At 60.9% G+C, this 12360-nt stretch carries 11 protein-coding genes; 1 reads left to right on the forward strand and 10 read right to left on the reverse strand.

Translation table 11 applies throughout. The annotated features are described in order from the left end of the window. Positions 1 to 84: 84 nt before the first annotated feature. From A3GO_RS26020 to A3GO_RS0103880, 8 genes are all read right to left on the reverse strand, one after another. Complete coding sequence (locus A3GO_RS26020; protein WP_157606703.1) at positions 85 to 249, reverse strand: hypothetical protein; 165 nt, start codon at positions 247 to 249, stop codon at positions 85 to 87. Continuing rightward, entirely contained in the window at positions 239 to 1438 is a 1200-nt protein-coding gene (locus A3GO_RS0103850; RefSeq protein ID WP_029132280.1) for a DUF2325 domain-containing protein, read from the reverse strand. The genes A3GO_RS26020 and A3GO_RS0103850 overlap by 11 nt, the downstream gene beginning before the upstream one ends. A gap of 3 nt (positions 1439 to 1441) precedes the next feature. Further along, positions 1442 to 1660 (reverse strand): hypothetical protein, encoded by a 219-nt coding sequence (locus A3GO_RS0103855; RefSeq protein WP_029132281.1) that lies wholly within the window; start codon positions 1658 to 1660, stop codon positions 1442 to 1444. A gap of 325 nt (positions 1661 to 1985) precedes the next feature. Further along, a complete protein-coding gene (locus A3GO_RS0103860) occupies positions 1986 to 2186 on the reverse strand; it encodes a SlyX family protein (protein WP_029132282.1) in 201 nt (66 codons plus the stop codon). Continuing rightward, positions 2183 to 3286: a cell division protein ZapE gene (gene zapE / locus A3GO_RS0103865; protein WP_029132283.1), complete on the reverse strand. Its 1104-nt coding sequence runs from the start codon at positions 3284 to 3286 to the stop codon at positions 2183 to 2185. Before zapE ends, A3GO_RS0103860 begins: the two co-directional genes overlap by 4 nt. A gap of 53 nt (positions 3287 to 3339) precedes the next feature. Further along, entirely contained in the window at positions 3340 to 3678 is a 339-nt protein-coding gene (locus tag A3GO_RS0103870) for an ArsR/SmtB family transcription factor (protein ID WP_029132284.1), read from the reverse strand. 19 nt (positions 3679 to 3697) lie between these two features. Beyond that, positions 3698 to 4576, reverse strand: a complete 879-nt coding sequence (locus A3GO_RS0103875; protein WP_029132285.1) for a response regulator — start codon at positions 4574 to 4576, stop codon at positions 3698 to 3700. 148 nt (positions 4577 to 4724) lie between these two features. After that, positions 4725 to 7052 (reverse strand): ATP-binding response regulator, encoded by a 2328-nt coding sequence (locus A3GO_RS0103880; protein WP_029132286.1) that lies wholly within the window; start codon positions 7050 to 7052, stop codon positions 4725 to 4727. A gap of 79 nt (positions 7053 to 7131) precedes the next feature. On the opposite strand from A3GO_RS0103880, the gene A3GO_RS22425 reads away from it, so the two are divergent. Next, positions 7132 to 7707 (forward strand): pseudouridine synthase, encoded by a 576-nt coding sequence (locus A3GO_RS22425; RefSeq protein ID WP_335340001.1) that lies wholly within the window; start codon positions 7132 to 7134, stop codon positions 7705 to 7707. A 107-nt stretch (positions 7708 to 7814) separates the two neighbouring features. Here the strand turns inward: A3GO_RS22425 and A3GO_RS0103890 are convergent, their stop codons facing one another. Beyond that, positions 7815 to 8279, reverse strand: coding sequence for a peroxiredoxin (locus A3GO_RS0103890; RefSeq protein ID WP_029132287.1), 465 nt, complete (start codon positions 8277 to 8279; stop codon positions 7815 to 7817). A gap of 264 nt (positions 8280 to 8543) precedes the next feature. Continuing rightward, entirely contained in the window at positions 8544 to 12251 is a 3708-nt protein-coding gene (gene metH / locus A3GO_RS0103895; protein ID WP_029132288.1) for a methionine synthase, read from the reverse strand. Positions 12252 to 12360 lie beyond the last annotated feature (109 nt).

Below are 12360 nucleotides of genomic sequence, written 5' to 3' on the forward strand. Positions count from 1 at the left end.
GGATAGGTTGATAGAGTTGTATCGGTTGTTGCCAAGCTCGGTGGACAGGTGCGTACCCGTCAATTCAAAGAATTGATGTGCTCCCTACATCCCGGCAGGGGCTACCAGTCCTGCCAGCAGGAGCGCGGTCAGGGCGGTAGCCCAGAACAGTCCGGTTGAGCGTCCGCCCGGTGGTTGATCACGCCGGCTAAGGATGGTCGATTTAATGGCGGAGTTTATTGACATGGCATCCAGTGGCCTATTGTTCATAAGTATCAGTTAGCGGTAATTGGGACAGCTCCCTGGCAAAGGCGGAGAGGCCGGAGCTGCGAAGTGGTATGAAGGCCTTGGCGTTCTGCTTGCAAAAGCGTTTCACCTTCAGACAGGCGTCGTGGCTGATGCAGTCGACCGGGCAGAACACCATGTCCGCCTTACTCAGCAGGCAGTGCAGGTTGGCGCGGCTCTCCTCGATACCGCCGTCATGGTGCTCAAAGCGTCCCCTGAACTTCTCCACCAGGGCGCGGAAGTGGGGTGACAGGGAGGGGTGCCCGCCTACGTAGACGATCTGCCGGCCGCACAGGTCGGTGGTCGGCTGGTCCGGTGTCTCGTCGCTCCCCAGCAGCTGGTGCAGGGCCAGTTCGCTGGCCTGCTGTTCCGCTTCCAGCTTGCTTAATGCTGTATAGGCGGAGGCTCGTTGCTGTTGCAGCTGCTCGTTACGTCGAGTCAGGTTGGTGAGCCGGCGCCGGGTTCGCTCCAGCTGGCGTACCGCCTGGCTCAGTTCCCGGCGACTTGCGGCAAGCTGTTCATTCAACGCCGCATTGTCCTTCTCAATTGCCGGTTTGTCGCGGGCAAGCCGGCGCAGCAGCTGTGCCTCCAGTTCCTGGATGACTGCCTCCTTCTGTGCCAGTTGTTCATGGTGTTGGCGCCGGGCACGCACTGCCGTTGCACGCAATTCGGTGATATTGGCGTCCAGGGCTGCAAGCCGCTTCAGGTTGGCGCGATTGGCGGCACCGGCCAGATGCGACAGCATATGTACATCGCCGTAGATACGCTGCATCAAGGTGGTACTGATCTGTGGGTGGGTGGCCAACGCCCAGAAAGGACCGGCGATATTGCCCGTTTGCAGGGCCTGCTGCCAATAGCCGGTAAGATCCTGATTATCGCATTTGGCAAGCTGATTGATGGCTGCGCGGAATTTTCTATCCAGGAGGCGGGTGAGCAGTCGTGCGGCACGACACTCCCGGCCCGCACTGCCAACCAGGGCGGTGTGGGCGTCATAGTCGCTGTGTTTGGGTTCCAGCTCGATGCCCGCCTGGCGGATGAGCCTGTGCAATTCAGGCAGGGTCAGGCAGGTGCCGAGGACAGCACAGTGAAAGCGGTGCTCCAGCTCCCACAGCTTCAGGCGCCTTGGAACGGTAGTCCGGGGCGGCTCGAAGCGCTTTTTTAGAAGATTGCACATGGACTAGCGGGCGCGGAATGTGGGTTGGTCAAACGGCAGGCCCAACCGCTCGGCGTAGCTCAGTCCTTCGTCCTGAATATCTTCCAGGGTCAGGTCGCCGCGCTCCAGCAGGGGTAGAATCCAGCCGGCGCCGCAACGCAGTATCTCCTGGCCGGTTTCGGCATCCAGCAGCCGCAGGCACGGGTCGCTGCGCTCCAGCCAAGCATCGATGACACATTGCATGATTCAGTCTCCTTGTGATCTGGTAGTTAATGATAATCATTATCGTTTAAGTGTCAAGATGTAATGGATTATTTATTTAACAATGGGACGAGCGTTAACCGGGATTACCTATCCTGTTTTGCTGTGTCCGGGAAGCATATGAGCCTATAGGTTGGTGTGAGCTTGCGAACCCCAACAGGCTAACGCGGCCCGCCTGCGGATTCGCGGGTCGGATTATCCTGGCCTAATCCAACGAACCTGAACGATTGCAATTGATGGGCGCGCGAAACTTGCCTGCCGGGATGGGGGTGGGGCGTCCGCGGGGTTTCGCGGTGAACAATGCGGGTTAATAGTGCGGCGGGATCTCGTGTCCGCTGCTTCCGTCTTCCGGTGGTGTGAGGTTCTGCATCCGCAGATGCAGCTCTTTGATGGCCAGTTGCAGGGTATTGAGCTGGTTTTGCAGCTGACTGACGGTCAGGTTGAGCTGGTGGATGGCGTCTTCCTGAAACGCAATGCGGGTCTGTAAATCGACTATTTCATTGGTCATGCACGATGCTCCCGTGACAGATATTCAATCGACTGCATCTCTTGCAGCCGGCTGACGGCCCGCTCGAACTCCGCTTTCAGCCGCTCGCCCCGGTATAGATCCAGCGGACCAGCTGCCGCGCTGATGATCAGCTTGACCCCCCGATCGTAAAACTCATCGACCAGGAAGACAAAGCGGCGTGCCGCATCGTCCAGCTCACCGGTCAGCAGCGGAATATCGGAAATGATCACGGTATGGTAACAGCGTGCCAGTTCCAGGTAGTCGGCCTGGCTGCGTGGGGGGCCGCAGATGGCGAAAAAGTCGAACCAGATCAGGTCGTCCGCCAGCCGCTGGACGGGAATTTCACGCCCGTACAAGGAGATTGTTCCGCCACTCTGGCCCGGTTCGGGTGCCAGTTGTTCGAACTCTTCAATCAGGCGCTGATTAACCGCCGCTCCCAAGGGTGTGTGGTAGACGGTGGCCTGTTGCAGGTAGCGCAGCCGGTAATCGGTTGTGCTATCCAGGTGAATCACCCGGGTGTGCTGTTTGATCAACTCGATCGCGGGCAGGAAACTGGCTCGCTGCAGGCCGTTTCGATACAGGTTGTCCGGTGCGGTGTTGGAGGTGGTGACCAGGGTGACGCCGCGACTGAACAGGGACTTCAGGAGTTGGGCCAGGATCATGGCATCGCCGATATCAGTGACAATGAATTCGTCCAGGCAGAGGATGCGTGTACGGGCGGCCAGGGATTCGGCGACCCGGTCGAGGGGATTTTTTACCCCCTTGAGACGGCTGAGCGACTCATGGGTATTGCGCATGAAGTGGTGAAAATGGATGCGCAGTTTGTTATCAAACGGCAGTTGGTTGAAGAACAGGTCCACCAGCCAGGTTTTACCCCGGCCAACGCCGCCCCACAGGTACAGACCGGTGGCGGGGTTGATTTCCCGCTGAGGCGTGCGTTTCAACAGCCGGCTGAGCAGGTCCGGTTCGGGGGGGCGAGGCGCCGGCTGAATCAGCCGCTTATAGAGTGCCTGGAGTTCAGCGACCACGGCCGCCTGGTCCGGGTCCGCTACTACCGCATTCTGTTGCAGCTGGTGCTGATAAAATTGCTCGGGTGTCATCCGGCCAAGAATACCGGATTCAAGTAAAAAATTCCTGGTTTGGACCTGGTGACCTAATCCTTTTCGTGGGGATGGCGTTCATCCAGATTGGCAGGACAAAGGACGGTACGCATGGTACCGATCAGGGTCAGCAACTGGCCGTTGCGAATCCGGTAGTAGATGCGGTTGGCCTCCTTTCTCGAGATCACGATATTCTTGTTGCGCAGCTGCTCCAGGTGTTGCGAGATATTGCTCTGCGAAGTGCCGGTGCGCTCCACGATCTCACCGACCGACAGTTCATCATCGCCCAGTGAGCAGAGGATTTTCCAGCGTAGCGGATGGGCCATCGCCTTGAGTGCGTTGGCGGTCAGGGTGGTGTCTTCATTATCCAGGGGTGGGCTTTGGTCACTCATGATTGACTCCTTTTACAACTCAAGAGGGCATATCTATGCTGGATGCACTATCCTCTGACAGCTCATCCTGTCGGATATAGCCGCTCATATCCTTGGCAATACATAAAATATCGGATATCTCTCCATGCTCATTTTTCACCGCAGTCCGGGAGAACAGGATCGGAATGCGTCGTCCGTCATGGGTGATGAAGCGGGCCTCGATCTGGTTCAGGGCGCCGACCCGGATCAGTGCCTCCAGCCAGGTACCCATGAAGGCGCCGGCCTGTTCGTCGCCCTCCTCTTCAAAAATATCACCGATGCCCATGCCGAGCAGCTCTTCATCGCTATAGCCGAGCATGCGCCGCAGGGCCGGATTGACCTCGCGGACCTTGCCATCGGGACTCAGCACCAGTAGCGCCTCGCCCATATAGTTGATGATGTTTTCCAGGTGCTGCTTTGCCTGTGCCAGCTCCGCGGTGCGTTCCGCCACCTTCTGTTCCAGTACCCGGTTGAGGTTGCGCTCTTTCTCGATCAGCCGGAAATAAGTGCTGATCTTGTTGATCAACTGATTGTCATCAATCGGTTTCAACAGATAATCCACCGCACCCACTTCATAGCCCTTCTGCTGGAACTCCTGGGTCTTGAAGGCGGCGGTGAGAAAGATGATCGGTATATCCCGGGTCTTTTTGCGAATCTTCAGCATGGAGGCGGTCTGAAAGCCGTCCATCTCTGGCATCTGCACATCGAGAATAATCAGGTCGATGTGGTTGTCACCCAGAGCGATGTCCAGCGCCTGCTGTCCGGATGTGGCCTCCAGTATGGTCACGTCCATATGCTGTTGCAGCAGGGTGCGCAGGGTAAAGAGGTTGTGCGCGTGGTCGTCCACGGCCAGGAGGGTAAACCCGCTGTAGCGGTTCATGCGGCACATCCCTGTGCCGCACCCTTCGGGCAGCTTCGCTGTGCAAAACGGCTATCCTGCCGTTTTGTCATGCGGCAGGCACATCCCTGTGCCGCACCCTGGCGGGCGGCGGGCGGCCGTGAAAATTGTCTCTCCTGGCAATTTTTCATCATTTGCTGTCTACAACTTCCGCTGGTAGATATTGTGCGAGCAGCCTGTGCAACTGTCCACGATCAATCGGCCGCTGGATCAGGGCGTCCGCGCCGGCTGCCCGACAGGCCGCCTCAATCTCCGGGGCCGGTCCGGCGAGTATGGCAATCACCGGCAGCCGCTGGGTCTGTTTAATACGTTTGATCGTATCACAGCACTCCTCGCAGGGCAGAATGATGTCAATCAACACCAGGGCAAATGGCTCATCGGCCATCAGTTCGATCGCCTCGCCGGCGTCCTCCGCCGCCGTGACCTTGAGGCCGGCCTGTTCCAGCAGCGGGGTCAGTTGCAACAGGTTGTGCAGATTGGCATCCACCACCAGTAGCGAGTGCCTGCCCAGGTAGTGGTCGGTCGGATCGGCCTCTGCCGGCGCGGGGAGTTCCGGGCTGGTGATTGTCTCCGATACAGGCGTGGCGGGCTGCTCGGGATCCAGTTTGGCGGGTAGTAGCAGCGTGAACCGGCTGCCCTGACCGGGGCTGCTGTGCAGTCGTATCTCCCCGCCCAGCAGCCCGGCCAGTTGCCGGCTGATGGTGAGACCCAGGCCGGTACCGCCATAACGGCGGTTGGTGGCGCCATCGGCCTGCTTGAACGCCTCGAAGATCTCGGCATGCTTGGCTGGCGGGATGCCGATGCCGCTGTCGGTCACGCTGATCTGCAGGGCATAGGACTCCGCGTCGGCCGGATCGGCAACGACCACCCGGATCACTACCTCGCCCGCCTCGGTGAACTTGACCGCATTGGAGAGGAAGTTCTTGAGAATCTGGCGCAGTTTTTCCGGGTCGCTGATGATCTGCTCCGGGACATTGCTGGCAATCTCCAGCCGCAGCGCCAGCCCCTTGGCGTCGAATTGGGGTTGGACCAGCTCAACCAGGCCGTGCAGCAGGGGTGTCAGGTTGACGGTTTCGGCATGTAGCGGGATACGCCGCGCCTCAATGCGGGAGAGGTCCAGGATATTGTCGATCAGCGCCTGCAGATCGCTGCCCGCCTCATGGATGACCCGTGCCTGCTTGATCTGATCCTCGCTCAGCCCCTGCCTGGAGCCGGCCAGCAGCTTGGAGAGCAGCAGGATGGAGTTGAGCGGCGTCTTCAGCTCATGGCTGATGTTGGCCAGGAACTGGGATTTGTAGCGGTTGGACTCCTCCAGCTCCCGGGCATGGGCCCGCAGGTTACGTGAGGTGCGGCCATGCTCCTCTGCCAGGCGGGAGAGATTCATCCCCAGGCGTTTCAGCTCCTGGGGGCCTTTCCAGTCGAAAGTGACCGGCGCCTCATGTTCCAGGATCTGCTGGATGCCGTCGATCAGTTCACGGCTCAGGCGCTCCGCCCGCTTCGCCAGCCAGCGGGAGGCGAGCCAGGTGGCCAGCATCAACAGAAACACAATGCTCAGCACGCGCAGGGTAAGGGCGTTGCGGAATTCGGCAATGGGCGAGGGATCCACCAGCCGCCCGACCCAGAGCGACCGGGACTGCTCGGTGCGGAACATCGGCACCCACATGATCTGCTCATCGTGCCCTTTCCAGAGCGCCGGTTTCTCCTCCGCAAACAGTGGCTGCAGGCCGGGATAACGCTCAAAGGCGTTGCCGGTGGGGGTGCCGGGGGCGGGGATCTCCAGAAAGTCACCGTCATCGTTTACCCACAGGGTGTCGCGGTAGAAGCGGGCGATACCGCCCACATCGATATTCAGCATCACGGCGCCGATGGGGGCCCCACTCTCCTGGCTGAAGATTGGGGTGATCAGGCGCAGGGTCATGAAACGGCGCGGGTCCAGCGCGCCCGCATCCGGGTTAAGACTGAGCGCACTGACCAGTACGCGGCCCGGCTCCGCCTGCAACGCGGCACTGATCAGGGCCTTTGGCGCCCTGCCGGGACGTCGCACGGTAGGTTGCCAGGACTGGTTCTCCCGGTCGCGGTCGAGCCAGAACTGCTCATCGCCCTGGGCATCGAGAAACACAATCTGCACGATGTCCAGCTGCTCGTGGAGGATCTGGTTGATCCACTGGATATAGCGGGTGCGGGCCAGATCGATATTTTTGTCGCTGTTGTTCTCGTCGCTGATACCCAGCACCGTGCCCGGTTCCGGCAGCTTGGCCAGCAATCGCACCATCTCGTGGCGACTGGCCAGGTGCTGATCCAGATCGCGGAAGTCGGCGCGCAGATTCTGCAGATGCGCCTTCTGATAAAACAGGTCCATGCGCTCCAGCACCAACGGCAGATTGATCACCACCGCAATCAGTAGCGGGGTGAGGGCGAAGGCGAAGAAAAACAGCAGTATCTGGGTGCGGAGTTTCACATCTTGTAGTCAAGCGGCTGCCGGTGCAGGCACATTAACCCAAGCCATGCCTATCCGCAAAGTGTGGCATGATGCGCCGATGAGCGAGTTGACGATCCTGTATCGGGATGAACACTATATCGCGGTAGACAAGCCGGCCGGCCTGCTGGTGCACCGCACCCGTATCTCCGAGGACAGCCGTTTCCTGCTGCAGCAGTTGCGTGACCAGATCGGTCGGCGGGTCTATCCGGTCCATCGCCTGGACCGGCCGACCTCCGGGGTGCTGATTTTCGGCCTGGATTCGGATGCGGCGCGACGGCTGGTGCAGTTGTTTGAACAGCGCCAGGTGCAAAAGCGCTATCTGGCGGTGGTCAGGGGCTATACCGCCGAGTCGGATGTGATCGATTATCCCCTGCGGGAGGAGGCCCACAAGGCACCGCAAGCGGCGGTCACCGGTTATCGCCGGCTGGCTACCGTGGAGCTGCCGATAGCCGTCGGGCGCTATGCCAGTGCACGCTATTCTCTGTTGGAGGTGCGCCCGGAGACCGGGCGCATGCATCAGATCCGCAAGCACATGAAACACATCTTTCATCCGATTGTAGGGGATACACGCACGGCGACGGGCGGCATAACCAGCTATTCAGGGACCGGTTCGGGATCTGTCGTCTGCTGTTGATGGCCGCGGAGCTGAATTTTGTACATCCCTACAGCGGGGTTGCCCTGTCAGTCGGAACGCGGCCGGATACGGAGCTGGTGGGTCTGTTCGAGCGTCTCGGGTTTGGCTCAGAGTGACTTGACGAGTTCCAGTACCACCTGGGCGTGCCCTTTGGGCTTGACGTCATAGAGAGCGTGGCGGATGACGCCCTGTTTGTCGATGATAAAGGTGGAGCGCAGGATACCCATGCGTTTCTCGCCATGCGCCTCTTTCTCCTTCCAGACGTAATAGTCCTGACAGAGAGTGCCGTCGATGTCGGCCAGCAGGCCGATGGTGAGGCCGTTCTTATCGCGGAAATCACCATGACTGAGGCAGTTGTCCATGCTGACGCCCAGGATGTCGGTCTCTGCCGCCTGAAATTCATCCATCAGATCTGAGAACTCCAGCGCCTCGATGGTGCAGCCCGGCGTGTTGTCCTTGGGATAGAAATAGAGCACCAGATTACGTTTGCCCAGATAGTCACCGAGTTCGGATTTATTAAGGTCCGCATTGGGCAAGGCAAAATCCGGCGCTTGATCACCGACTTTCAGCATGACTCCTCCTCAGGTGTCCGGTCACTCTTGTTATGAGTGTTGAATCTATTGCCGTTGCAACGGTACGTCAACCTCTGGTTTGTCGCGGAATTCGCGGTTGGGCTGAATAGGCGCTGACCCGGCATCATCGGGCGCCCCGCGGACGCCGTGGACTGTGTCCCCCATCTGGTGACGAACGCGGCCCGCCTTATAGGCATTAATAGCCCTCTGTGGCTGCCCGGTTCCGTCAGTGATTTAAATCGGTGAAAGCCAGGTTGTATTTAATCAATCCCCAGCCGGTTCGGGGTCATAACCCAGATTCGGAGCCAGCCAGCGCTCCACCTCGGCCGGGTCCATCTGTTTGCGCCCGGCGTAGTCTGTGATCTGATCCCGTGCCAGTTTACCGACGGCAAAATAGCGCGCCTCGGGGTGGCTGAAGTAGAGACCGCTGACGGCCGCCGTCGGCACCATGGCCATCGATTCGGTCAGCCAGATGCCGGCTTGCTCCTCCACATCCAGCAGCTCCCAGAGGATGCGTTTCTCCGTGTGGTCCGGGGAGGCCGGATAGCCGATGGCCGGACGGATGCCCTGGTACTGCTCCTTGAGCAGGGCCCGGGTATCCAGCTCCTCGTTGGCGGCATAACCCCAGAACTCCCGGCGCACCTGCAGATGGATCTGCTCCGCCAGCGCCTCGGCCAGCCGGTCGGCCAGCGCCTTGAGCATGATGGCGCTGTAGTCGTCGTGATTCGCCTCGAACTCCGCGACCTTCTGGTCGATGCCGATGCCGGCACTGCAAGCGAAGCCGCCAATGTAGTCCTTCACCCCGCTGGCCTCCGGGGCGATGAAGTCCGCCAGGCAGTCGTTATAGCGACCTGCCGGCTGCTTGCCCTGCTTGCGCAGAAAATGGAACCGGGTGGCCACCTCGGTACGCGCCTCGTCCCGGTAGACAATGACGTCATCACCGCTGCTGCTGGCCGGCAGGATGCCGATCATGGCGTTGGCGCGCAGCCACTTCTGCCCGATGATCTGTTCCAGCATGGCCTGGGCGTCGTCGAACAGCTTGCGTGCCTCTTCGCCCTTGTCCGGGTCCTGCAAAATCTTCGGATAACTGCCGCGCAGCTCCCAGGCGTGGAAGAAGAAGGTCCAGTCGATCAGCGGGACCAGGCTGGCGAGGTCGATATCCTCCAGCAGACGGATACCCGGTCGGGCCGGCACCGGTGGCTGGTAGCTGCTCCAGTCGATGGGCACCCGGTTGGCCTGTGCCTCGGCCAGGGAGACCAGGTTGCGGTTTTCCTGCTGGCTGGCCCGGCGCGCCCGGGCATCGGCATACTCGGTTTCGATCTGGCTGATGTATTCGTCCCGCCGCTCGGCGGAGAGCAGGCTGCTGGCCACGCCCACGGCGCGCGAGGCGTCCGGCACATAGACCGAGGGGCCGCTGTATCTGGGGTGGATTTTCACCGCAGTGTGAATCAGCGAGGTGGTGGCGCCACCGATCAGCAGCGGAATACGCATCTCCAGCCGCTCCATCTCCCGGGCGATGTGCGTCATCTCCTCCAGGGAGGGTGTGATCAGCCCGGACAGACCGATGATGTCGACCTGATGCTCTGCCGCCTTCTGCAGGATGGTCTCGGCTGGCACCATCACCCCCAGGTCGATCACTTCGTAGCTGTTGCACTGCAGGACCACGCCGACGATATTCTTGCCGATGTCGTGCACGTCGCCCTTCACCGTGGCGAGCAGGATCTTGCCATTGGGCCGGCTGTTGCTGTCGCTTTTCTCGGCCTGGATAAAGGGTTCCAGATAGGCCACTGCCCGCTTCATCACCCGGGCTGATTTGACTACCTGTGGCAGGAACATCTTGCCGGCGCCGAACAGGTCGCCGACCCGGTTCATGCCGTCCATCAGCGGACCCTCGATCACCTCCAGCGAGCGCTTCACCCCCTGGCGGGCGGCCTCGGTGTCCTCCTCGATATATTCGGTAATGCCCTTCACCAGGGCGTGTTCCAGGCGCTGGGCCACCGGCCAGGCGCGCCAGGCCAGGTCCTCTTTCTGTTCCGCCGCGGCGCCGTCGCCGCGATATTTCTCGGCGATCTCCAGCAGCCGCTCGGTGCCGTCGGCGCGGCGATTGAGAATCACATCCTCGACCCGCTCGCGCAGTTCAGCCGGCAGGTCGTCGTAGATCGCCAGCTGTCCTGCATTGACAATGCCCATGGTCAGGCCGGCCTGGATGGCGTGGTAGAGAAACACTGCGTGGATCGCCTCGCGCACCGGGTTGTTGCCGCGGAACGAGAAGGAGACATTGGAGATGCCGCCCGAGACCAGGGCGTGGGGCAGGCTGTCGGTAATCTGCCGGGTCGCCTCGATAAAGTCGACGCCGTAATTGTTGTGGTCCTCGATACCGGTCGCTACTGCGAACACATTGGGATCGAAAATGATATCTTCCGGCGGAAAGCCGACCTGTTCGGTCAGTAGCCGGTAGGCGCGGCTGCAGATCGCCACCTTGCGCTCCAGGGTGTCGGCCTGACCCGCCTCGTCGAAGGCCATGACCACTGCTGCCGCACCGTAGCGGCGGATCAGCGTGGCCTGGCGGAGAAAGTTTCCTTCACCCTCTTTCATGGAGATGGAGTTGACCACCCCCTTGCCCTGGATGCACTTGAGCCCCGCTTCCAGCACCTCCCACTTGGAGGAGTCCACCATCACCGGCACCTTGGCGATGTCGGGCTCGGTGGCGATCAGATTGAGAAAGCGGATCATCGCCGCTTTCGAGTCGAGCATCGCCTCGTCCATATTGATGTCGATGATCTGGGCGCCGTTTTCTACCTGCTGGCGACAGATCTCCAGCGCCGTGTCGTACTGCTCCTCCATGATCAGACGCTTGAACTTGATCGAGCCGGTGACGTTGGCGCGCTCGCCCACATTCACGAACAGGCTGTCGCGGTTGATGGTCTGGGGCTCCAGGCCGGAGAGCCGGCAGGCGCGCTCGATCTCCGGCAGTTGGCGTGGTTGCTGGTCGGCAATGGCGCTTGCCATGGCACGGATGTGGTCCGGGGTGGTGCCGCAGCAGCCACCGACGATATTCAGAAAACCGCTGGCCGCCCATTCGCGGATCTGTTTCGCCATGGTCTCCGGTTCCAGGTCATACTGACCGAACTCGTTGGGCAGACCGGCGTTGGGGTGGGCCGAGACGTGGGTCTCCGCGATGCGCGACAACTCTTCCACGTACTGGCGCAGTTGATCCGGCCCCAGGGCGCAGTTGAGGCCGATGGCGATCGGCCGGGCATGGCGCAGCGCGTTGTAGAACGCCTCGGTGGTCTGCCCCGAGAGGGTGCGGCCGGAGGCGTCCGTGATGGTGCCGGAGATCATCACCGGCAGGCGCAGGCCGTCCTCCTCGTACACCTGCTCCACGGCGAAGATGGCCGCCTTGGCATTCAGGGTGTCGAAAATGGTCTCGATCAGGATGATGTCGCTGCCACCCTCGATCAATCCGCGGGTCGCCTCGGCGTAGGCAGTCACCAGGTCGTCAAAGGTGATATTGCGGAAACCGGGGTCATTCACGTCCGGTGACAGGGAACAGGTGCGGTTGGTCGGACCCAGCACGCCGGCGACAAAGCGCGGGCGTTGCGGTGTGCTGGCCGCATCGGCCGCCTGTCGGGCCAGTCGCGCCGAGGCGACGTTCATCTCGTGGCTCAGCGACTCCATCCGGTAGTCCGCCATGGAGATGCGATTGGCACCGAAGGTATTGGTTTCAAGGATATCCGCGCCGGCCTCCAGGTAGGCGCGATGGATGTCGCCGATCAGATCCGGCCGGGTGATGGAGAGCAGATCGTTGTTGCCCTTCAGGTCGCAGGGCCAGTCGGCGAAGCGCTCGCCCCGGTAGTCCGACTCCACCAGGCTGTGCCGCTGGATCATGGTGCCCATGGCGCCATCCAGCAGCAGGATGCGCTGTTGCAACAGGGTGTGGAGTTCTGCGGAGCGGTCTTCGGGGCGGTTCATGGGTCACTCGATATCCAGGGAAACAGAACGGCCTATTATAGGGTGCGGCGGGGGTGAAGGGGAAACGGGCGGGGAGCAAGTTGGTTAGTTATTGTTGTCGCTGGAAAAA

This window comes from Sedimenticola selenatireducens DSM 17993, assembly GCF_000428045.1.
Taxonomy (GTDB): Bacteria; Pseudomonadota; Gammaproteobacteria; order Chromatiales; family Chromatiaceae; genus Sedimenticola; species Sedimenticola selenatireducens.